We start from the raw sequence: 23,774 nt of genomic DNA, 5'->3' as shown, positions 1-23,774 counted from the left end.
GGATTGACTTCGTCTTTCCCGTAGGCTGGCGCCTGCCATCCTACAAAGGGAAAAGGAGCCTTAAATATCTGAAAGTGAACTTTCATATTTAAAACTCCTTTTCCCTTTGTGATCCCGTTGGGATTCAAACCCAAGACCTTCAGAACCGGAATCTGACGCTCTATTCAGCTAAGCTACGGGACCCTGCTTTTGAAAAGCGTATGCAAAGGTACGACTATTAATTAAGAATGAAGAATAAGGAATTAAGAATTATGATTTGTTAACGGGCTTCCGCTCGTGCAAAATGTTAGCGGATATTATCAATTTGTGTCATTTTGCAAAATAATTGTTTCTTTTCGCTTGCGTTTTAATAATAAATGTGTACCTTTGCAGCGGCAAATGCCACAGCTATAAACTAGAATTAAGTATCATCTGACATATGGGACAAATCATCAAACCTGTGAAATATGAGGCGCTGCTTGATATGAAGCAGACTGAGCAGGGTATCAAACTAATCAAGGAATTCTTTCAGCAGAACCTTTCCACCGAACTGAGACTGCGCCGCGTGACGGCTCCTCTGTTCGTGCTTAAGGGACTTGGCATCAACGACGACCTGAATGGCGTGGAGCGGGCAGTGTCGTTCCCTATCAAGGATCTGGGTGACGCACAGGCTGAGGTGGTTCACTCGCTGGCCAAATGGAAGCGGCTGAGTCTGGCCGAATACAAGATAGAACCTGGCTACGGCATTTATACAGATATGAATGCTATCCGTGCCGATGAGGAACTCGACAACCTGCACTCGCTCTATGTGGATCAGTGGGACTGGGAGGCCGTGATACGCAAGGAGGATCGTACGCTCTCCTTCCTGAAGAATGTGGTAGAGCGTATCTATGCGGCTATCCGTCGTACGGAGTATCTCACCTGTGAGACGTATCCGCAGATCAAGCCTTTCCTGCCTGAGAAGATCCACTTCATCCATGCCGAGGAACTGTTGAAGATGTATCCGGATAAATCGCCAAAGGAGCGTGAGGATGCCATCTGTGAGGCTTACGGTGCCGTATTTATAATAGGTATAGGCGGTAAACTGTCGAATGGCGAGAAGCACGACGGACGTGCACCAGACTATGACGACTGGTCGACGGTGGCCGAGAACGGCAAGCAGGGACTCAACGGTGATATCCTGATATGGTATCCTGTGCTGGGACGCTCGTTCGAGTTGTCGTCGATGGGTATCCGTGTCGACAAGGACTCCCTGCTCCGTCAATTGAAGATGGAGGGCAAGGAGGAGCGCGAACAGCTTTACTTCCATCAGCAACTGCTCAACGACAAGCTGCCGCTCTCCATCGGCGGCGGTATCGGACAGAGTCGCCTGTGCATGGTGTTGCTCCACAAAGGACATATCGGTGAGATACAGGCCAGCATCTGGCCCGACGACATGCGTCAGGCCTGCAAAAAGCTGGGTATGAACCTGATTTAGTCATCATCATTATCAGGTATAGAGACCAAATGGGGTCGGTTCATAGGAGCCGACCCCTAATTTTTGATTTTCTTCTTTGATTTTTGATTTATTTGGGTATTTGCAGAAATATTGTATATGGAAATTGGGAGAAAATGTTACCTTTGCCTTCACTTTAACAACTCTTACTAATTTTACTAACCATTAACTGTATGAGAAAACTTTATGTTACAGACAAGTTCGGGAGGGGCGTATCTGTGCTCCACCGACTGATGTTCTTGGCCTTGATGGTGCTCTGCACGTCTAGTGCATTTGCCCAGAAGCAGGTGTCGGGAACTGTAGTTGATGCTGCCGGTGAACCGATTATCGGAGCCAGCGTCATTGTGAAGGGAACTTCTACTGGTACAGTGACCGACCTTGACGGAAACTTTATCATTAAGAACACACCCGAGAATGCTAACCTTTTGATCTCCTATGTGGGGTATCGCAACCAGACGATATCCGTGGCAGGAAAGACACAGATCAACGTGACGCTTGAGGAAGACCGTCAGCTGCTCGACGAGGTCGTCGTGGTAGGATACGGTGTCCAGAAGAAAAGCGACGTGACAGGTGCGCTGGCACACATCGATTCCAAGGAACTGACCCAGATGCCTGTGAGCAATGCTTTGCAGGCTATGCAGGGTAAGGCTGCCGGTGTGGATATCACCAATAGCCAGCGTCCTGGTGAGGTGGGCTCCATTACGGTTCGCGGTCAGCGTTCCATCGATGCAGGAAACGGCCCGCTCTATGTGGTCGATGGTATGACCATCCAGAATGGTGGTATCGAGAATCTCAACCCTGCCGACATCGAGTCGATCGAGGTGTTGAAGGACGCTTCGTCAACAGCTATCTACGGTAGCCGTGGTGCTAACGGTGTGGTACTCGTGACGACCAAGAAAGGTAAGGAGGGTAAGGTGACTCTGAACTATTCAGGAACTCTGACCGTCTCCTCACTTCATAATGTATCTGAGATGATGAACGCAGCCGAATGGCTGAAGTACTCTCGCTATGCCTATTATAATAGTGGTGCATACGGTGACGGTACACCTAATTACGACCTTGACTACAAGATCTATGGTAATGTGCCTGCTTCTTGGGCCAATATCGAGAAGGGCTGGAGTGCAGACCACTCTTCTTTCGACTACTCAAAGGTGGGTTCTTATGACTGGGAGAGCGAAGGTAAGCGCACGGGTATAGCCCAGGAGCATACACTGAGTGCTTCAGGTGGTACGGATAAGTTCAAGGGCTATGGCTCGTTTGGCTATCTGAATGAGAAAGGTGTCACACCTGGTCAGAGCTATCAGCGCTTCACATTCAACACCTCGTTCGAGGGAAAGGTCCTGCCTTACTTCACCATGGGCGTGACGATGAATGCTTCTTATGGTACGCAGGAGTATGGTTATAGCTTCACGAAGTCGACCACTGGCGCAGGCGACTACTACAACGCTCTGCGTGGTATGCTGCCTTGGTCTGTGCCTTACGATGCGAATGGCAATTTCATCGAGTATCCTACAGGTGATGTGAATATCCAGAACCCCATTGACGAGTTGAACTATACCAAGAACCAGCGAAAGAACTTCCGTATCAACGGTAGTGCCTATGCACAAGTTGACTTCGGAAAGATCTGGTCTCCGCTGGAGGGCCTGAACTATCGTATCCAGTTCGGACCTGAACTCCAGTACTTCCGTCTTGGTACAGCAAATGCCGCTGAGGGTATTAACGGCGCAGGTCGCAACCAGATTGTCTATAATCCCTATCAGCGTGTGGCATGGACGCTTGATAATATCGTCAACTATAACAAAACGATCGCCGACATCCACAGCATTGGTGTCACTCTGTTGCAGTCGGCTTCCGACTATCATTATGAGGGAGGTAATATCCGTGCTAACGTGGCTACTGCAGAGGAACTCTGGTACAATGCTCACTCCAAGAATGATCCTACTGACTATTCTACAGGTCTGACAGAGTCTTCGATGACTTCTTATATGGCTCGTATCAACTATTCGTTGATGGACCGTTATCTGCTTACTGCTTCTATGCGTTGGGATGGTGCCTCTCAGTTGTCTGAGGGTCACAAGTGGGCTAGCTTCCCATCACTATCTCTTGGTTGGCGCATGGAACAGGAGAAGTTCATGCGGAACATAAAATGGATTGACCAGTTGAAATTCCGTGTCGGCTGGGGTGTCTCTGGTAATGCTGCCATTACTCCTTATGCTACGAAGGGCTCTGTTCAGGACCTCACATATACGTGGGGCGATAAGACGGATGTGGGCTATGTTCCTTCTGACCCGAACGCGAAGAATCCTGCTCTTATGGCTAACAAAAACCTGAGTTGGGAAAAGACTTATCAGTGGAACTTCGGTCTTGACTATAGCTTCCTCTCCGGACGTCTGGGTGGTGCTGTTGACGTGTATACCACGAAGACAAAGGACCTGCTGATGGCAACCACCATTCCTTCACTCAATGGTTATGTTTCTACAATGGCTAACGTTGGTGAGACTTCTGGTTGGGGTATCGACCTGCAGATTAATGCCCTGCCCGTGAAGACCAAGGACTTCGAGTGGAGCACCATTCTCTCTTGGTCGCTTGATCGCAATAAGATCGAGAAACTGGCTAACGGCGTAACTGAGAATATCAACCGGAACTGGTTCGTCGGTGAGGAAATCGGTGTCTATTATGACTATGTCTATGATGGCATTTGGAAGACCTCTGAGGCTGAGCAGGCTGCTGTGTATGGCCGTAAGCCTGGTCAGATCCGCGTCAAGGACCTGAATCCAGATGACAAAATTGATGGAAACAACGACCGCACGATCGTTGGTAAGGTCCGCCCTCGCTGGTCAGGCGGTTGGCGTAATACCTTCACGTATAAGGAGTGGGAACTCTCTTGCTTTATCTTTGCCCGTTGGAAGTTCACAGTGCCTGCTGGACGTGTCAATCTGGATGGTCGCTATGCGATGCGTAAGCTCGACTACTGGGTAGCCGGTGAGAATGAGAATGCCGAGTATTATGGCCCAGGTACCAATGGTCAGTCGGAGGATACCTATGCCAGCTCGATGAACTATCAGGATGGCTCTTACATTAAGATGCGTAACATTTCCTTAGGATACAACTTTACCGGAAAGCAGTTGGCTCCTCTTGGCATCAACTCTTTGAAGCTCTATGTCCAGGCCATGAACCCATTCACAATTTATTCAAAGTGCGACTGGCTGGATACAGATATGATGAACTATGATAACAATGCCAGAAACTTTGGTACTACAACTACTATCAGAAGCTGGGTTTTTGGTCTTAATGTTGGATTCTAAAAGAAGATAGTGATATGAAACTCAATAAAGTTTTTCTTGCGGCACTGATTGCCGGTACGGTGGGGGTGTCGTCTTGTAAGGAGGATTTCCTCGATGAGACACAGATTACTCAGCACGATACTGAGTACTTCAAGACACAGGATGGCATCGATGCCCTTGTGACAGGTGCCTATCAGACCTTGAAGTTCCGTTATGAGTACCAGTGGGCCTATAAGATGTGGCACATGGGTATCGACGAGTTTACAGGCGGTAACAACGATATGGCCGACTACAACCACTATAGTTCATCCTTGAACTCTACTCAGGGTGATCTGGCTACGGTATGGAACACCTATTATGGACTGATAGAGCAGACTAACATCGTTATTCAGAATACGCCTCTGTATTATAATCAGTCGAACGTAAACTATAACACCCGTCTGGGTGAAGGTTACTTCCTGCGTGCCTATGGCTACTTCGAGCTTGTGAAGCTTTTCGGTGGTGTTCCCCTGAAAGTGGAACCAGCCAACGGAAAGATCCAGACTTACTTCACACGTGCTTCTGAGGAGGAGTGCTACAAACAGATTATCTCAGACTTTGAGCAGGCTTACAATCTGTTGCCTACCACTGCCAGTCAGATCGGTCGTATCACCAAGAGTGCTGCCGCCCACTTCCTGGCAAAGGCTCACCTCTTCCGTGCCTCTGAGGGCTGCGACAGTTGGAATGGCGCCTATAAGAGTGGTGACCTCGAAGCTGTGATCAAGTATGGTAAGGAGGTGCTTGCTGCTCATCCCTTGTGTGCTAATTTCCTCGATCTGTGGAACTACACCAAGCCCAATGATGTCAATGAGAGCGTCAGTGAGGTGGTGCTGGCTGCCCAGTTCTCTGACAATAGCGACTCTTGGGGACGTTTCGGTAACCAGATGAGCCTCTGCTATCCTTCTGTTTACCAGAACCTCGCAGGTTGTGTACGTGATATCTCTGGTGGTCGTGAGTTCTGCTATGTCAGTGCTACGGAATATGCCATGGAAGTGTTTGACCGTGTGAACGACTCTCGCTTCTGGAAGTCGTTCATCACTTGCTACGGCTGCAACAAGAGTGGTGACGCTCCTAAGTGGGATGCCTCGCAGGCTGCCTATTTCCCTGAAGGTGCTCAGGCCAGTGAAGGGCGTTTCAAGGGTGGCGAGATCGGCATCAAGTATATCGTCAATGCTCCTGAGGATAAGCGTTTCACCGATATTGACGGAACGCGTTCTCAACTCGGTGTGCTGAAAGAGGGTAAGCTGGAGAATACCCATACCTTCATCCGTTACTATGCTGACGAGTCGTTCAGCTGGAACGTTAAGAAGGAGGAGCGTACAGGTAACTACTACACGCTTTATCCTCATAACCGCAGTGTGGCTCTCTCAAAGTATCGTGACGGTTCTCGTAATGGTTATAACTCTCAGTTCGGTTGTCGTGATGCCATCACAGCCCGTTCGGCAGAGGACGCCTTGATGGTTGCCGAGGCCTATATCCGTCAGGGAGAGGCTCAGTATGCTAATGCTCTCGTTTATCTGAATATGCTTCGCGACCGTGCTGGATACTATGCTGGCGAAGATCGTTCGAAGAGTCCTGATGGTGGTCAGGCTTATAAGAATAATTCTCTTGGAACAGGTGTCGCCAATCTTGATGGTGCCATCTACACTGACGAGAATACCTACTATGAGTCGAACAATATTGCAGAGACCACGGCAGAGACTAAGAGCGTGATGCATCTGAACAGTGTTGATGATGTCTATAACATGCCTAACGAGCAGCGTATCTACAAGGCTCTTAACTGTAACTCTAATGCCGAGAAGATGATGTGCTTCCTGCTCGACGAGCGTAGCCGTGAGTTGATCGGCGAGGGACACCGTTATGAGGATCTCGTACGTACTCGTACGCTCGATGCCCGTTGGCATGCATTCAACGATGGCGCAGGTCAGGGTATTGGTAACTTCGATCCCTCAAAGCACTACTATCGTCCTATTCCGCAGTCGTTCCTCAATGATATTACAAACGAGGATGGTTCTAGTCTGACTGCAGAACAGAAACAGGCTATGCAGAATCCTGGATATTAATTACATAAGCCATAAAGAAGAAAGGCTCCACACTCCTTGGTGAGTGTGGGGCTTTTTTTGTGATGCTTCGTGGAGTGGCCAACCATGAGGAAATGTCAATCGGAACAAAGTTTCGAGTTAGAATATCAAAAAACAAAGTTCGTTTCTGCGGATATGATGTATCTTTGCCATGAATTGTTATGATGAGTGAGATAACGGAATGAAACGTTTAGGTTTTGATGGCAGACGGCATTGTAGGGGTGTGAGGATGATCACACGACCTGCAATGCTGTGTCTGTTGGTATTGGCGTGTCCGATGGGGACGTATGCTCAGACAATCGTGGATAGCATATTGAATAAGGTGAGCGATAAGCCATTCTACTTCTCCGTGCCTGTGGAGGACGGAAACTACAAGGTGACGGTGACGCTGGGCTCTCGGAAAAGGGCGGCGCAGACCGTGGTAAGGGCTGAGTCGCGTCGTCTGATGGTGGAGAGCGCCGTAACGCGGAAAGGGGAATACGAGACTTATAGCTTCATCGTGAACAAACGATCGCCAAGGATTACGGATGCGATGAGGGTGAGACTGAAGCCTCGTGAACTGACGTATCTGAACTGGGACGACCAGCTGACGCTGGAGTTCAATGGCGCAAGACCTGCGGTAAGATCTGTTCGTATAGAACGTGACACCACGGCTGTCACCGTCTTCCTATGTGGAAACTCCACGGTGGTCGATCAGGAGCAGGAGCCATATGCCAGTTGGGGACAGATGATTCCCCGCTGGTTTACAGATAAGGTCGCTATATCCAACCATGCGGAGAGTGGACTGAGTGCTCGTACGTTTATTGCAGGTAATCGTCTGGAGAAGGTTCTTTCTATGATGAAAAAAGATGACTATGTGTTCTGTGAGTTCGGACATAATGACCAGAAGGAGAAAGGGCCGGGCGATGGCGCATATTACCATTTCTCTTATCTGTTGAAGATCTTCGTGGATCGGGTCAGGGAGAAGGGCGGACACCTGGTGTTCGTAACGCCAACTCAGCGTCGTTTCTTTGACGAGGCGACCAGAAGTCGGATTCTGGAAACACACCTTGACTATCCTGATGCGATGCGTGCTGTGGCTCAGCGTGAGGGCGTTCCGGTGATAGAACTACATGAGATGACGCGCGATTTCTTTGAGACACTGGGTTACGAGGGCAGCAAAAGGGCCTTGGTGCACTATCCGGCCGGAACATTCCCGGGGCAGGATCAGGCTTTGGCAGACAATACGCATTTTAATCCTTATGGTGCCTATGAGGTGTCGAAGATGGTGGTGATGGGGATGAGGCAATTGGCGCTCCCTATCGTGAGGGATCTTCGGTCGGATTGGATAGATTACAGCCCAAAATATCCTGACAGTCCTAGAGCTTTTATCTGGTACCCTGCCGATAGAATGGATATGACGAAACCTGACGGGAATTAGATGAGGCCTGTAGGCAGCAGAAAACAATCAAAAGAGATAATAGATATGAAACGATTCGCGTTTAAGATGTACTTGAAACCTGGTTGTGAGAAAGAGTATGAACGGCGCCATGCGGCCATCTGGCCCGAACTGGTCAGAATGATTAAGGACGGTGGAGTGAGCAATTATTCCATCTATTGGGATAAGGACACTAACATCCTCTTCGGCTATCAGGAATGCAGTGGTGATGGTAATTCTCAGGATACGGATAATGTGGATCCCATCACGCAGAAATGGTGGGATATGATGGCCGATATCATGGAGGTGAATCCAGACAATTCGCCTGTCACGATACCCATTCAGGAGGTGTTCCATCTTGATTAGCATTGTGGCCTGATTGACGTATCTTATTTTTAACACGGGTTAATCTATTTTTCATACTGAAAATGAGGATTAATCCGTTTTCTTTTTGTATCTTTGCACGCGAAATTAAAATAGCGCATTTTATTATAACGTTATAAGAAAAAATATGGCTGATACAAAGAAGATTAAGACCGCATTGGTGTCGGTATTCCACAAAGACGGACTTGATGAGTTGCTTAAGAAACTGAATGATGAGGGCGTGAAGTTCCTGTCAACCGGTGGTACACAGAAGTTTATAGAGTCACTTGGCTATGAGTGCCAGAAGGTAGAGGATGTGACAACCTATCCTTCTATCCTCGGCGGACGTGTGAAGACGCTTCACCCGAAAGTGTTCGGAGGCATCTTGGCGCGTCGTGAGAACGAAGGCGACATTGAGCAGATGAAGCAGTATGAGATTCCTGAGATTGACTTGGTGATCGTGGACCTCTATCCCTTTGAGCAGACGGTTGCCAGTGGCGCGTCTGAGGCAGACATCATCGAGAAGATTGATATCGGTGGTATCTCTCTGATCCGCGCTGGAGCCAAGAACTTCAAGGACGTGGTGATCGTGCCGAGCAAGGCTGAGTATGGTGTGCTGTTGGATATCCTTAACAAGAAAGGCGCTCAGACAGACATCGAAGATCGCCGTATGTTTGCCACCCGTGCCTTCGGCGTGAGCTCACATTACGATACCGCCATCCATAGCTGGTTCGCAAAATAATTGAGATTAAGTATTTAGAATAGAAATATAAAGACTATAATGGGATTTTTTAGTTTTGTCCAGGAGATTGCAATGGACTTGGGTACTGCCAACACGATCATCATCAGCGATGATAAGATCGTAGTTGACGAGCCGTCGGTCGTTGCTCTTGACCGCCGTACCGATAAGATGATCGCTGTCGGTAATGAGGCAAAGATGATGTATGAGAAGACTCATGAGAACATTCGTACCATCCGTCCGCTGCGCGACGGTGTGATTGCCGACTTCTCTGCTTGTGAGCAGATGATGCGTGGCCTGATTAAGATGGTGCACACGGGTAGCCGTCTGTTCTCACCTTCACTCCGTATGGTAATCGGTGTCCCCTCTGGTTCTACCGAGGTGGAACTCCGTGCTGTGCGCGACTCTGCAGAGCATGCCGATGGGCGTGACGTCTATCTGATTTTCGAGCCGATGGCTGCTGCTATCGGTATTGGCATCGACGTGGAGGCTCCAGAAGGTAATATGATTGTCGATATCGGTGGTGGATCGACGGAGATCGCCGTGATCTCACTCGGTGGTATCGTCAGCAATAACTCCATCCGTACGGCTGGCGACGACCTGACAGCCGACATTCAGGAGTATATGTATCGTCAGCATAACGTGAAGGTCAGTGAGCGTATGGCCGAGCGTATCAAGATTCATGTGGGTTCTGCCTTGACCGATCTGGGTGAGGATGCTCCTGAGGACTTTGTGGTACACGGTCCTAACCGTATCACAGCCCTGCCTATGGAGGTGCCTGTATGCTATCAGGAGATTGCTCACTGTCTTGACAAGACGGTCTCGAAGATTGAGAACGCTGTACTGTCGGCATTGGAGAACACACCTCCCGAGCTTTATGCTGATATCGTGAAGAACGGTATCTATCTGGCAGGTGGTGGCGCTCTGTTGCGTGGTCTTGACAAGCGTCTCACCGATAAGATGCATATCCAGTTCCATGTACCTGAGGATCCTCTCCACAGCGTGGCTAAGGGTGCTGGTATCGCATTGAAGAATGTAGATAGGTTCTCGTTCTTGATGAGATAATCCGGAAATGCGCAACCTGCTGGATTTCCTGAGAAAGTATCATCACTGGTTTATTTTCATCTTATTGGAAGTGGCCAGTGGTGTTCTGTTGTTTCAGTACAACAGCTATCAGGGTAGTGTCTGGCTGTCGTCGGCCAATGCCATGGTCGGCAAGATCTATCAGTGGGAGAGTGAGGTGACCTCGTTCTTCTCTATGTCAAAGGCCAATAAGGAACTGGCACTTCGTAACATCTATCTGGAACGTCAGGTAGACCAGTTACGGCGACTGTATACGGATCTGACGAAGGATACAACGGTGATGGAGCGCGATGAGCTTCAGTTCCTGAGTCAGTATAAACTGATTCCTGCCAAGGTGGTTGACAACTCCCTGAATAAGGAAGAAAACCTGATGACCATCGATAAGGGCCGCGCCGACGGTGTGGAGGTGGATATGGGAGTGGCCTGCGGAAACGGTGTGGTAGGCGTGGTCTATCTCGTCTCTGAGCACTACTCTGTGGTAATCCCCGTGTTGAACGCCTCTTCGTCGCGCATCAGTTGTTCGATCCGTAACCGCGGCTATTTCGGTTATCTCCGCTGGTATGGCGGCGATCCTTCTGTGGCATATGTGGAGGATGTGCCTCGTCATGCGAAGTTCAGTCTGGGTGAATGGGTCGTCACCAGTGGTTTCTCGTCGATATTTCCATCCGGCGTACTGGTCGGTAAGATCGAGCAGGTATATAACTCTCATGACGGACTGTCGTATAAGTTGAAGGTGCGACTCAGCACTGATTTCGGCTGTGTACGTGATGTCTGTGTTATCAGTGACAAGAGTATTGCTGAGCGTGCTGTACTGATGCAGGCCGCTCGTGATTCTATCAATATCAAACAGAAATAGACAAGTAACATGGCCATAGAATTACTTAACCGGTTGATCATGTTTGTGGCGTTGTGGCTGGCTCAGGTGCTGATACTGAACCGTATTCATCTGTTTGATGTGGCAACACCGTTGCTCTACGTGTTCTTTGTCATTACCTTTCGGCGCAGTTCACCGAAATGGCAGATCTTGCTATGGTGTTTTGCCCTCGGACTGCTCATCGACGTGTTCTCTAACACACCGGGACTGGCTGCGGGCACGATGACACTGATGGCCGTTGTCCAGCCATACTTGTTGGAACTGTTTGTCCCGAGGGATTCTGCGGATAACCTGGCCTCGTCGGCAGCAACCTTAGGTGTGGGCAAGTTTTTTATTCTCTGTACTGTCATGGTATCGCTTTATTGTCTTGTGTTCTATGCCTTGGAGACATTCAATTTCTTCAATTGGGCACATTGGCTTTTGCGTGCCGCCGGCAGTGCCATCCTGACGTTAGTGTTGATTGTAGCTATTGAAAGTGTTCGCTCGAAGTGAAGGATTACGGTCTTGGGTATAGGCGTTATGTGATTGGCGGGGTGGCTGTACTGATTGTGGTCATCTATATCATCCGTCTGTTCACACTCCAGATTACGAGCGACGATTATAAGAAGAGTGCCGACTCCAATGCCTTCCTGAAGAAGATCGAGTATCCTTCACGCGGTAATATCACTGACCGCCATGGGAAGCTGCTGGTGTATAACCAACCATCCTATGACATTATGGTGGTGATGAACGAGGCAAAGGACAGAATTGATACGACGGAGTTCTGTCATGCGTTGGGCATTACAAAGGAAGAGTTCGATCGTCGGATGACCATCATGAAGGATCGTAACCGTAATCCTGGTTACTCGCGTTTCACTCAGCAGTTGTTTATCAGTCAGCTTAGCGACAAGGACTTTAGTGTCTTTCAGGAGAAGATGTTCCGCTTTCCTGGTTTCTATGTGCAGAAGCGTAGCGTGCGACAGTATCAGTATCCCATGGCGGCTCATGTGCTGGGCGACGTGGCTGAGGCCTCTCCTGCGGATATCGAGGAGGACGATTACTACCAGCCTGGTGACTATATCGGGAAGTCGGGCGTGGAGCGTAGGTATGAAAAGGAACTGCGTGGTGAGAAGGGCATCCAGATTCTGCTCCGTGATGCGCATGGCCGTGTCCAAGGAAGATATAAGAACGGAGAACTCGATCATCGTGCCGTACCAGGAAAGAACCTAACGCTTAGTATCGATGCCAGTCTGCAGGAGTTGGGAGAGCGCCTGATGGAGGGCAAGATCGGCAGTATCGTGGCCATCGAACCGTCTACTGGTGAGGTGCTTTGTATGGTCTCGTCGCCGTCGTATGATCCTCGCATGATGGTAGGTCGCCAGCGCAGTAAGAATCATCGTCAACTCAGTCAGAATGTGTGGAAACCACTTCTGAACCGTAGTGTGATGGGTCAGTATCCTCCTGGTTCTACTTTCAAGACGACACAAGGACTGACATTTATGTCGGAGGGTATCATCACTCAGTCGACGATGTATCCTTGTTCCCATGGTTTTAACTTCAAAGGACTTCATGTCGGTTGTCACGGTCATGCAGCTCCTCTGCCTCTTGTGCCGGCTCTGAGTACCTCTTGTAACGGTTTCTTCTGCTGGGGGCTCTATCATATGATTGGCAATAAGGCGAAATACGGGTCAGTGCAGAATGCCATGAATACATGGCGTGACTATATGGTGAGCATGGGATTCGGTTATAAGCTTGGCATAGACCTGCCTAGTGAGAAGCGTGGCATGATTCCTAATGCCATGTTCTACGATAAGGCATATAAGGGTTCCTGGAACGGACTGACGATTATCAGTATCGCCATCGGTCAGGGTGAGGTGACGGCAACCCCCTTGCAGATCGCCAATCTTGGTGCTACCATTGCCAACCGGGGATATTACTATGTACCTCACGTTGTGCGGAAGGTACAGGGGGAACCTCTTGATACGACCTACACGCGTCGTCATGTCACCAAGGCTGATCGTAAAGCCTACGACTATGTGGTACAGGGTATGCGGTCGTCGGTGCTTGGCGGTACATGTCACGAACTGGGTAAGTATGATTTTGTGGCATGTGGTAAGACCGGTACGGCTCAGAACCGTGGGCATGACCACTCTGTCTTTATGGGTTTTGCTCCGATGGACCAGCCGAAGATTGCCGTGGCGGTCTATGTGGAGAATGGCGGCTGGGGCGCTACCTATGGTGTGCCTATCGGTGGCCTGATCATGGAACAATATCTAAAAGGTAAGCTCTCAGAGGCCTCGCAAGCAAAGGCGAAGTCTATTCAGGAGCGCAGAATAGCATATGGTACAACGGACAGATAAGCAGAAAGGGGTGTTACGCTCTCTTGACTGGTGGACAATCATTATCTATATGGCCTTGCTCACCTTCGGATGGGTCAGCGTCTGTGGTGCAAGCTATACCTATGGCGATGCAGACATCTTTAGTCTTGACACCCGTTCTGGCATGCAGATTGTATGGATTGGTACGTCGATCGTACTGGGATTTGTACTGCTGATGCTTGATGACCGTTATTATGATATGTTTGCCTTCATCATCTTCGGATTCATGCTACTACTCCTCTTTGCCACAATTTTCAACCCGCATTCTATCAAGGGATCCCGATCGTGGCTGGTGCTTGGACCTCTCCGTCTGCAACCAGCAGAGTTTGCCAAGTTTGCCACAGCGTTGGCGTTGGCGAAGTTGATGAGTACCTATGGCTATAATATCCAGAACTGGCGGCATTTTGCTGCTACGCTGGCTGTGATATTGGTGCCGATGCTTTTTATCGTGCTGCAGCGTGAGACGGGTTCGGCCCTTGTCTATCTGGCCTTCTTCCTGATGTTCTACCGTGAGGGAATGCCTGGGAGTGTGTTGTTCACAGGATTGGCGATGGTGATCTATTTCGTGGTCGGTATCCGATATGCTGATACGATGTTGTGGCAGACACCTACTTCAGTTGGAAAATTCGTCGTTCTTCTCTTGATCCAGCTATTCTCTGCCGCTATGGTGTGGATATACTGTAAGGAGAACCGTCATGCGATCCGTCTCTTCTCGATATGTTTGGGGGTGACGGTTGTGGGACTCCTCTTCTCTATATATGTGATACCTTTTGATGTCACATATATTGAATTGGTGGTTTGTGTGCTGTTGATTGGCTATCTGCTTTGGATGGCACTGGCCACCCGCATCAGGAACTACGCCTGGATCGCGTTGTTTGCCCTTGGTTCAATGGTGTTCTTCAATCTGGCCGATTATATGCTGAACGAGGTCATGGAACCGCATCAGCGTGTACGTATCAACGTGTTGCTGGGTCTGGAGGAAGACTTGAAAGGTGCCGGTTATAATGTGCATCAGAGTGAGATAGCCATCGGCTCTGGTGGACTGGAGGGAAAAGGGTTCTTGAATGGAACGCAGACGAAACTAAAGTTCGTGCCGGAGCAGGATACAGACTTTATCTTTTGTACGGTAGGTGAGGAGGAAGGTTTCGTTGGGTCTGCAGGGGTCTTATTGCTCTTCCTGGCTCTGATCCTACGACTGATTCATTTGGCAGAGCGACAGAACCATCGCTTTGGACGTGTCTATGGCTATTGTGTTTTGAGCATCTTCCTCTTCCATGTCTTTATCAATGTGGGCATGGTGCTGGGCTTGACGCCGGTAATTGGCATTCCACTGCCATTCTTTAGTTATGGCGGTTCCTCCCTATGGGGATTCACGTTGTTGCTCTTTATCTTCCTACGTATTGATGCGGGCAGGAATCTGATACGAACATAACACTTTCTTCTGCTATTTCCTTGCCAGACTGATGCCGATGTCGGCGATGCCTGGCATGATCTCACGCTTCATATTATGCATCACACAGATCTGAAGCGAGTCGCCTTTGTTCAGTTGTAAGTCGTTGACGGGGAAGTTGTATTGGAAATAGCTGACACCGTTCCCCTTGATAATGCCGTTTTTGTCTATCAGGTTACAGTTGACGACATGCCTGGTGGTATATCCTAAAGGAAAGATCGTTTCTTCGACAACAAGACTGAGTCCCATGAATGGATAGGAGTTGTCGATACGAAGCCCAATCTCTTCGTGATAGGTGCCTGGTTCCTCCAGAGGATTGATGCTAAAGTGGAGCGTGTCGTTCTTTTCCCAGCCGCTGATGGGGGTATGCTCATAGTGGCTGTAGACTGTCCTGCGGTTGCAGGCAATCATGCACAGGGCAACCGCAAGGATCAGAAAGATCGTCCGGTATCTATGGGTTGTCATGACGCTGCCCGTGCTCTCTTCTGTCGTCTCTTCTTCTGTTATTGCCGTTGTTACCATTATTAGGACGGCCGTTGCCAGACTTCTTCTTTTTCTTTTTCTTGGCCTTGTCAAATCTGCTGATGTCGCCGCCGGCAAGATCAATATGGTGTTTCACCTCCGCAGGTTTACCACCGTCTTCCTGTAGAGAGAGTGGTTTCTCACCTCTGCGGTTCATCTCGATAATCTGTTTGGCACGCTGTGCAGAAATCGTTTCCAGATTTGCGGCGATATTCTTATCGGTGGAGTAGGTGACCAACCCTGCGAGAATGTCGCTCTTGAACAGGTGGTAGTCGGCATCCTGTGTCTGAAGGATCACTTCTTTGCTGGGAAGTCGCTTGCCTGCCTCAACATAATCATCGACCTCATAATTCAGACAGCATTTCAGTTTGGCGCACATACCCGCCAGTTTCTGGGGATTCAAGGAGATATCCTGGAAACGAGCTGCGTTCGTGCTTACAGAGATGAAGTTCTTCATCCATGTGGCACAACAGAGTTCACGTCCACAGGGACCTGTTCCTCCGATACGACCAGCTTCCTGTCGGGCACCGATCTGCTTCATCTCAATTCGTACGTGGAAGGCGGCTGCCAGATCTTTGATAAGCTGACGGAAGTCCACTCGTTCATCTGCGATATAGTAGAAGATCGCTTTATTGCCATCGCCTTGATATTCCACGTCACCAATTTTCATGTCGAGCCCCAGACCTTTGGCAATCTGGCGACTCTCGATCATGGTTGCATGCTCACGCGCCTTGGCCTCGTGGTATTTCTCCATGTCGGCAGGACGGGCCAGACGGTAGATTCGTTTGATGTCGTCGGCCGACTTGAGATTTGCCTTCTTCACCTGTAACTTCACAAGTCGTCCGGTCAGGGTCACCACACCGATGTCATGTCCGGGACTGGCTTCAACGGCCACGATGTCGCCTTTCTTCAGCTCCAGGTTGTTAACATTATGATAGTATCCCTTGCGGGTGTGTTTGAATTGTACTTCCACCAGATCGGTGGTATCGGCATTGCCTGGTACATCAGCCAGCCAGTCGTAAGTGTTCAACTGGCGGTCCTGGCGACCAACTGCCGCGTGGCACAGTCCTCGGTCACATCCGACCTTGACGGGCAATTCCTTTGTCTTTTCTGTCATATATATCGCTATAATTATATTATCACTTTTGTACGAGCAGAACGATCATCTGTAGTGCGAAGTCGAAAAACACGATCTTCGCATTGGCATTCTGTCCGATGTCACGGATGGCGAGATTGGCCAGATCGCTGATGGGCAGGATATTCTTCTCGTTGATGAAACGTGCGAAATTCTTCGCAAACTCCTCCTCTCGCTGGGTCATGTAACACAGTTCCTCGTTCTGGAAGTTATACATGAAATTCTCCCTTGTCATGCGAAGGAAGAAACTGAGCCATCGTTTCTGTTTCTCACGCCCCATACCTGCCATTTGCTCACTCCATTTGCGTAGGTCTTTGATCTTACGCAGGTATGCCAGTCGCATCAGCGTGATAAACATATCAAGGAACAGTTCGTTCTCAGCCCCTGCCTGCAGCGCTTCCAGAGCTTTTAGCCAGTCACCGTTAGCCAACCGACTGATGCGGAGGGCTGCCTCTTCGTCAATGCCTCTTTGCGTGATGAGTGCCTGACGGATATCCTCATTATCGGTCCTGCGGATGTCGATGCGCTGAACGCGACTACGGATGGTCTCCAGAAGCTTGTCTGGTTCCTCGCAGACCATAATGAATACGGTTTGCTGTGGTGGCTCTTCAATGAGTTTCAACAGTTTGTTGGCACATTCGATGTTCATGCGTTCTGGTAACCAGATGATGCTCACCTTATAGCCGCCTTGACTGGACTTCAGACTCAGTTTGCGTACAAGATCGTCGCTCTCGCCGGCGGTGATGATGGCCTGCTGATTCTCGCCACCCATAGCCTGCATCCATGCATCCATGGTGAAATAGGGGCTTTCCATGATCAACTCATGCCACTCTTTTGCGAAGTCGTCGCTCACGGGCTTGTGCTCGGTGCTCATCGAGGGCAGTTTGATGGTGGGGTATGTGAAGTGCAGATCGGGGTGCTCCAACTTTGCCAGCATCGCCTTGGTACTGTCAGAGACCTGTTGCCCGTTGGCCGTCGGCCGTTCCAGCAGATAACAGGCAAAGGCTGTCGCCAACGCCAGTTTGCCGCTTCCTTGTGGACCGCAGAGCATCATGGCATGTGGCAGATGGCCTTCTTCAACCATCTGTATCAGTCGCTTCTGCGCCTCTTCCTGACCGATTACCTCACTGAATTTCATCAGGCTTATCGCTTGTTTAATTCCTTGACGACCTCACATACACTGTCTACTGCCGAGACGGTATAGAAATGTATGTTATGGATGCCGTGGTCATATAACTCTCTGCATTGTGCCGTGGTCCATTCAATGCCCAACTGTTTGGCATCCTCGTCAGTCTTACACTTCACAATCTCCCTGGCCAGTGGCTCGGGAATGTCACAGTGGAAGGTCTTGGGCACAACCGTTAGCTGACTGAGTTTAGCAAAGGGCTTGATACCGGGGATAATGGGAATGGTGATGCCCATGGCTCTGGCTTTCTCCACAAATGCGAAGAACTTGTCGTTATCGTAAAACAACTGGGTTACCGCGTATTGCGCACCCAGATCCTGTTTCTCTTTCAGATACTGCATGTCCATCTCCAGATTGGGCGCTTCTTCATGCTTCTCAGGATAGCAGGCAACGCCATAATCGAAGGGCTTCCCAGGATTCTTGATAGGTGTGCCGTCTGCGAAGAAACCCTCGTTGAAGCGCACGACCTGTTGTATGAGGTCTGTCGTATGGGCATGACCACCGGGGGTAACCACAAAACGACTGTCTTCCTTTGCCTTGTCGCCTCTTAACAACAGCAGATCACTGATGCCGAGGAATTGCAGGTCGAGCAGCTCGTATTCGATATCCTCGATGGTGGCACCGCTACAGATCACATGTGGTTGTACGGGGATCCCGTATTTCTGTTGTATGGCAGCAGCAATGGCCACTGTCCCTGGTCGACGACGAATGCGATGACGCTCGAACTGTCCGTTAGCCAGTTCTTTATATACAAACTCTGAGTGGTGTGTAGTGATATTGATATAGGCAGGATCAAATTCCCTTAGCTTATCAATGTCGGCAAACAACTTTCCCGTGCCTGTCCCTTTCAGGGGTGGAAGCACTTCAAAAGAAAAACGCCGAGTGTCTATATCTTGGTGGATAAATCCTGTTACGCTCATTGGTGGAAATGTCTATTTGTGTGCAAAGTTACGAAAAAACGAGAGAAATGCAAAAGAAAAACTTGTTTTCTTTTCATTTCCGAGTGCATGTAACTTCGCGGTCGAATGACCGCAGAGTTACTAAAAAAGGATAGTAAAACAAAGAAAAAGCTGTTGTTTCTGAATGTAAGTTCTTTAATTTTCGTACTTTTGCAATCGGTTTTATGAGTATAATACGATTTATTAAGAACTGGACCCTGCCTGTGGCGATAGCTGTCGGCTCGTTGGTCTATCTAACCTTCTACTGGGTTCCTCAACTCGATACCGTGGGTAACATCATGGGACCAGTCATTGATGCCGTCTTTCCCATGGCGGTCTTCCTGACCTTGTTTTCTACTTTCTGCCGGGTGGATTTCCATCAGATGAAACCCCATCGTTGGCATGTCGGTGTGTTAGTGGCCCAAATGCTGCTTGTTGCCATAAATTGTTGGATCGTATTCCTTGTCGATGCCGTTCCGGAACAGAAAATCCTATGGGAGAGTGTGCTTACCTGTATCATTGGTCCGACGGCTTCCGCATCACCGGTTGTGACGGGCAAATTAGGAGGCAATATCAATACGATGACGGCGTTTGTCGTTATCTCCTCACTGACTTCCGCTGTTATGATTCCTGCAGTGTTCCCGTTGTTAGAACATACGGCTCATGTTGACTTCTGGAGCGCTTTTGCTATGATTCTTGAGAAAGTGGCAATCGTGCTTGTTCTACCGCTTATCCTTGGTTGGCTGGTGCAGCATTACGCCAAACGGCTTTGTCAGTGGATTGTCTCGATACCAGATCTCTCCTTTTATCTATGGTCGGTCTCATTATGTATCACGTCGGGCGTCACGGTTCGTAATATCGTTCATAGTCAGGCCACCCTGACACTGCTTGTGATGATTGCCGTGCTCAGCTTGATACTCTGTTTCGTACAGTTCCTGGTAGGACGTGGTATCGGGCGACATCTTGGTGAGGAAATCAATAGTGGACAGGCTCTCTTCCAGAAGAATACGGCCTTGAGTATATGGGTGGCCTATATGTATCTGAACCCTGTTGCTTCGGTCGGTGCCGGGTGCTACGTGTTATGGCAGAACATTATCAACTCTCTGGAACTATGGGAGTATAGGAGAAAGAATCTGGATAAATAAAGACTCGCCAATCAGCAGATGACTGATTGGCGAGTATCATATCAATATCTGTCTGAGATCTTAGGTGTGCAGGTTCAGCACGAAACGGGTTCCTTTGGTGAACTCAGGATCGATATCAAGGTCTCCATTCATGTTGATAGCCATCTGCTTACAGATCGGTAGCCCAAGACCGTCGCCGGTCGTCAGGTCTCTGATCTCACGGAAAGGCTTGAATATCTCTTCTCGTTTCTCTTCTGGTATGCCTTGTCCTGTGTCCGACACAAGGAACTGGTGTACATGTGCGCCACGCTTCTTGTAGTCCAGCCATATCTTTCCGCCCTCTGGCGTATATTCGGCGGCATTGTTCAGAAGATGCAACAGGATGTGGGATACGTAATCTTGATTGATCATGGCACTCATGCTTGGCGCGTTCACTGTCAGGGTGACTCCACTCTTAACCTTGTCGCGCACTTTGTCGGCCAGACTCTCACAGAACTGTTGAACCTGGGTTTCTTCCAACTCCACCTCTCCGGCTGTATTCTCCAACTCCGATAGTGTCTGGATATGTTTGGAGAAGTCCATCAGTGCCTTTACTTCTGGAGCTCGACTGTCGAGTTTCTGGAGGGTCGGGTCCAACTGGGCGGAGATGTTACTGATAAACTTAGCCTTCAGTGCGTTGTTCTCGTTTGCCTGACGGATCGTTTTCTTCTGCTTGCGGGTCAAGGCAATGAAACGGAGGAGTACGACAGCACCTATCGCCAATGCGGCAGCCAGTGCGGCAGCCAGAATGCAGAGTCCGATGATAATCAGTTGACGTGAGGTCAACGAACTGTCTTTCTCTGAGATAGCGGCTTCGTTGTCGGCAATCTGTTTCTTCAGAGCACCGATCTCGTCGGCATGCTTCAGGGCATTAGCAGAGTCTTTCCAAGCGAGATAACTGCTATATGACTGTGCCACGAGATTGGCGTTGCCAGCTTTGCGCCCGTTGGCGATAAGCGTCTGGTAAACCTGATCAACCTTGTCGTATTCTTTCGAGGCGGTCAACTTGTCGGCCATCTCCTTAAAGACTGCATTACCTTGTGCATTCTGTCCGAAGGTGTAATAGTAGATCGCTTTATTATAGAGCAGGTCGTTCTTGACGCTCTCATCCCCTGCCGCGTTGGCCAGGACTTCCATGGCGTTAATCTGGTCGAGTGCGCTGGCGCTGCGCCTCATCCTGATATACATCTCCAGACGCTCCTTGACAGTCAGATATTTCAATGCTGCCTTCTTAGAACCATCCTGTTCTTTTGACTGGATGGCTTGTTCGATACGCTGCAGCAAGTCGAAGGCTTCCTTGTAATAGTTCTCTTTGTAGTACAGGGCTGTAGCCTTCGTTCCACACTCTACACCTTGTCTGATTTGTCCCTTGCCGGCATAATCCTCGAAGGCACGGATGAAATGAAAACGGGCACTGGCGATATCGCCTTTCTCATTGTCGGCCTCAGCGCGTTGCTGCAGGGCACTCTTCTGCGCTTCCTGTGCATGGGCAACGGCACAGCAGAACAGCAGACTTAGAAGTAAAGAAAAAAACTTAGTATTCATAGTGTAAGTTATTTAATCTTGTAAACACGGAAGGACATCTGTTGCAGATGGTCGTTGAGTATGGTGTTCTTTTTGCCGGCCTCACACAGAATGGTGCCTTCCTGGGGGGTGATCAACTCAGGATTGTCAAGCGTGTTCTCGTCGTCCATACCATCGTGGCATAAGGTGATGGTTCTCGCGGTATGCTCACCCTTGAGCCCCAGAAGATTCAATGCGACAGACTGCGTCTGCTTGGAGGTATTGATGACTTTTACGATGATCTCACCGGTGTTCTTATCGAACACACTGCTGGCGAAAAGACCGTCTTGTCCCTCCTGACCGGCCACAAACTGCTTGTCCATGGTCGTCGTCAACACATGGGTACCTTTGTTCGTCGCATACATCTGCTGCACGTAGTAGCTGCACGACTTGAACATACGGGTGTTATCGTACCAGATGAGATCGGGGCGCCATTGCCAGCCCTCTACATGTGCGAAGAGTGGGGCATAGGCTGTCATATAGACCACGTCGGCATTGCGCTCCAGATCGGTCATGAAACCAGCCTCAAGGATAGAGGCCTCATAGTGGTTCCATTTCTTGCCTTTTCCATGGCAGGCATATTCTCCGGCAAAGACCTTCGGCCCCTTGCGGTCGTAGTTCTCGTAACGCAGACCGCCGCAATTGTCGCCGTATCTGGCTTTGCCGGCTGCATTACCAAGGAACCAGTCTTCGTTACGGTAGAAATGCTCGTCGACGAGGTCGGCCTTCTGTTTCCTCATAGCCTCCCAACCTTTCTCGAACATCTTGCCTTCGGAGTCGGGACCGCTGGTACCGATAATCTTGATATGGGGATATTTGGCGCGGATGGCCGCCACAAAGGGCTCCAGACGCTTGAAGTACATATCGTCCCATTGCTCATTGCCCACACCGATGTATTTCATGTTGAATGGTTCCGGGTGCCCCATCTCTGCACGCTTCTTTCCCCATTCAGAATCGACAGGACCGTTGGCGAACTCAATCAGGTCGAGACAGTCTTGGATGTATGGCTGCAACTGATCCAAGGGAACATGGGCACTCTCATCGTTCCAGTTCTGGAACTGACAGGCCATACCCACATTGAGCACGGGCAACGGTTCTGCTCCGATATCTTCTGACAACTGAAAGAACTCGAAGAAACCGAGGCCATAACTCTGGAAATAGTCAGGAAAGAAACGATAAGGGAAACTATACTCCCAACGGTTCTCGTTCAGAGGACGGTTCTCCACCGGACCGATGGTGTTCTTCCACTGGTAGCGTGTGGCGAGATCAACACCCTCTACAATACAACCACCGGGGAAGCGCAGCAACCCGGGCTTCTCGTCGGCAAGAGCTTGGGCAAGGTCACGGCGCATGCCGTTCTTGCGGTTCTTGAAGGTGTTGACAGGAAAGAGTGATATATGCTCTAGGTCTACCGTGTTCTTTCCGTCAAGGAAGATGCGCAGTTGTGCCTTCTGGATGGTACGGGGCGACTTCAGTACGATCTCATATTGTTTCCATGTGTTACCGTCGATGCTCAGTCTGGCTTCGGCGAACTCCTGATGCTCCTCCATCGTGGCACGATCGATGAACTGTACGATGATCCGTGCACTGTCTTGTGGCGCCTTGGCCCAGACGGAGAAACGGTAGTCTTCTCCTTCGTGCAGACCGATACCGAAGAATCCGTCGTTGCTAAGACCTGAACGACGATCACCGTGACCGGGATGGCGTAATTCTATGTAGTGGGGACAGCGTTCGAAGGGACCGTCGTCCTTTATCTCAAAATTTCCGAAAGCCTCCCAGCCCATCAGCCTGTCGGGAAATTCGAAAGAACGGTTCTTGACAAGTTCGCCATAAAGACCTCCGTCGGCGGCGTAGTTGATGTCTTCAAAAAAGAGTCCGTACATGGTCGGCTGTATGGGGGCTCCAAGTTTTTTAGTGTTGACGTCTATGACATGTATCTGTGCTGCTGCGGTCAGACTGATGGCCAACAGTGAGATTGTTGTTAATTTCTTCATTTCGTTTTCGATTAGTTGCTAGTGGCTACAAAATTACGTAAAAAACCTGATGTGCGAAAATTTTATCAAAAAAATAAGGTTAAAAGGCGATTTATTTTGGTGATTTCATCAA

The 23,774-nt window shown here is 49.4% G+C and carries 18 protein-coding genes and 1 tRNA gene; 12 read left to right on the top strand and 7 right to left on the bottom strand.

The window, feature by feature from the left end:
* Positions 1–109: 109 nt before the first annotated feature.
* Positions 110–183: transfer RNA gene (locus BLU99_RS07770), tRNA-Arg, on the bottom strand.
* A gap of 235 nt (positions 184–418) precedes the next feature.
* On the opposite strand from BLU99_RS07770, the gene asnA reads away from it, so the two are divergent.
* From asnA to rodA, 11 genes are all read left to right on the top strand, one after another.
* A complete protein-coding gene (gene asnA, locus BLU99_RS07765; protein ID WP_091900825.1) occupies positions 419–1,456 on the top strand; it encodes an aspartate--ammonia ligase in 1,038 nt (345 codons plus the stop codon).
* 191 nt (positions 1,457–1,647) lie between these two features.
* Positions 1,648–4,779 (top strand): SusC/RagA family TonB-linked outer membrane protein, encoded by a 3,132-nt coding sequence (locus tag BLU99_RS07760; protein ID WP_091900823.1) that lies wholly within the window; start codon positions 1,648–1,650, stop codon positions 4,777–4,779.
* Between the two features lie 14 nt (positions 4,780–4,793).
* Positions 4,794–6,860, top strand: a complete 2,067-nt coding sequence (locus tag BLU99_RS07755; protein ID WP_091900821.1) for a RagB/SusD family nutrient uptake outer membrane protein — start codon at positions 4,794–4,796, stop codon at positions 6,858–6,860.
* 295 nt (positions 6,861–7,155) lie between these two features.
* A complete protein-coding gene (locus tag BLU99_RS07750) occupies positions 7,156–8,298 on the top strand; it encodes a rhamnogalacturonan acetylesterase (protein ID WP_255397512.1) in 1,143 nt (380 codons plus the stop codon).
* A 45-nt stretch (positions 8,299–8,343) separates the two neighbouring features.
* A complete protein-coding gene (rhaM, locus tag BLU99_RS07745; protein ID WP_091901137.1) occupies positions 8,344–8,661 on the top strand; it encodes an L-rhamnose mutarotase in 318 nt (105 codons plus the stop codon).
* Between the two features lie 145 nt (positions 8,662–8,806).
* A complete protein-coding gene (locus BLU99_RS07740; RefSeq protein ID WP_091900816.1) occupies positions 8,807–9,400 on the top strand; it encodes an IMP cyclohydrolase in 594 nt (197 codons plus the stop codon).
* A 39-nt stretch (positions 9,401–9,439) separates the two neighbouring features.
* A complete protein-coding gene (locus BLU99_RS07735) occupies positions 9,440–10,462 on the top strand; it encodes a rod shape-determining protein (protein WP_091900814.1) in 1,023 nt (340 codons plus the stop codon).
* A 7-nt stretch (positions 10,463–10,469) separates the two neighbouring features.
* Positions 10,470–11,336: a rod shape-determining protein MreC gene (mreC, locus tag BLU99_RS07730; protein WP_091900812.1), complete on the top strand. Its 867-nt coding sequence runs from the start codon at positions 10,470–10,472 to the stop codon at positions 11,334–11,336.
* Between the two features lie 9 nt (positions 11,337–11,345).
* Complete coding sequence (mreD, locus tag BLU99_RS07725; RefSeq protein WP_091900809.1) at positions 11,346–11,846, top strand: rod shape-determining protein MreD; 501 nt, start codon at positions 11,346–11,348, stop codon at positions 11,844–11,846.
* A complete protein-coding gene (gene mrdA / locus BLU99_RS07720; RefSeq protein WP_091900806.1) occupies positions 11,843–13,693 on the top strand; it encodes a penicillin-binding protein 2 in 1,851 nt (616 codons plus the stop codon). The genes mreD and mrdA overlap by 4 nt, the downstream gene beginning before the upstream one ends.
* Positions 13,674–15,143, top strand: a complete 1,470-nt coding sequence (rodA, locus tag BLU99_RS07715; protein WP_091900804.1) for a rod shape-determining protein RodA — start codon at positions 13,674–13,676, stop codon at positions 15,141–15,143. The genes mrdA and rodA overlap by 20 nt, the downstream gene beginning before the upstream one ends.
* Positions 15,144–15,155: 12 nt before the next feature.
* Here the strand turns inward: rodA and BLU99_RS07710 are convergent, their stop codons facing one another.
* Genes BLU99_RS07710 through BLU99_RS07695 form a run of 4 tightly spaced genes read right to left on the bottom strand, consistent with a single transcriptional unit; the run spans position 15,156 to position 18,924 of the window.
* Complete coding sequence (locus tag BLU99_RS07710; protein ID WP_091900800.1) at positions 15,156–15,626, bottom strand: gliding motility lipoprotein GldH; 471 nt, start codon at positions 15,624–15,626, stop codon at positions 15,156–15,158.
* Positions 15,613–16,800, bottom strand: coding sequence for a PSP1 domain-containing protein (locus BLU99_RS07705; RefSeq protein ID WP_091900799.1), 1,188 nt, complete (start codon positions 16,798–16,800; stop codon positions 15,613–15,615). The genes BLU99_RS07710 and BLU99_RS07705 overlap by 14 nt, the downstream gene beginning before the upstream one ends.
* Before the next feature lie 22 nt (positions 16,801–16,822).
* Positions 16,823–17,956 carry a DNA polymerase III subunit gene (locus tag BLU99_RS07700; protein ID WP_091900797.1) on the bottom strand — a complete coding sequence of 378 codons (1,134 nt, stop codon included), beginning with the start codon at positions 17,954–17,956 and terminating at the stop codon, positions 16,823–16,825.
* A 5-nt stretch (positions 17,957–17,961) separates the two neighbouring features.
* Entirely contained in the window at positions 17,962–18,924 is a 963-nt protein-coding gene (locus tag BLU99_RS07695; protein ID WP_091900795.1) for a methylenetetrahydrofolate reductase, read from the bottom strand.
* Positions 18,925–19,127: 203 nt separating this feature from the next.
* Here BLU99_RS07695 and BLU99_RS07690 point away from each other — a divergent pair, with 203 nt between their 5' ends.
* Positions 19,128–20,087 carry a bile acid:sodium symporter gene (locus BLU99_RS07690; RefSeq protein WP_091900793.1) on the top strand — a complete coding sequence of 320 codons (960 nt, stop codon included), beginning with the start codon at positions 19,128–19,130 and terminating at the stop codon, positions 20,085–20,087.
* A 60-nt stretch (positions 20,088–20,147) separates the two neighbouring features.
* Here the strand turns inward: BLU99_RS07690 and BLU99_RS07685 are convergent, their stop codons facing one another.
* Together BLU99_RS07685 and BLU99_RS07680 are read right to left on the bottom strand one after the other, a co-directional pair.
* The gene (locus BLU99_RS07685) at positions 20,148–21,650 is read right to left on the bottom strand and encodes a sensor histidine kinase (protein WP_091900791.1); all 1,503 of its coding nucleotides are present in this window, start codon (positions 21,648–21,650) and stop codon (positions 20,148–20,150) included.
* Between the two features lie 8 nt (positions 21,651–21,658).
* Positions 21,659–23,662 carry an alpha-L-arabinofuranosidase C-terminal domain-containing protein gene (locus tag BLU99_RS07680; protein WP_091900789.1) on the bottom strand — a complete coding sequence of 668 codons (2,004 nt, stop codon included), beginning with the start codon at positions 23,660–23,662 and terminating at the stop codon, positions 21,659–21,661.
* Between the last annotated feature and the right edge of the window lie 112 nt (positions 23,663–23,774).

This window comes from Prevotella sp. lc2012, from assembly GCF_900107065.1.
In the GTDB taxonomy this organism is placed as follows: domain Bacteria; phylum Bacteroidota; class Bacteroidia; order Bacteroidales; family Bacteroidaceae; genus Prevotella.
This window is presented reverse-complemented; position numbering and strand designations above follow the sequence as displayed.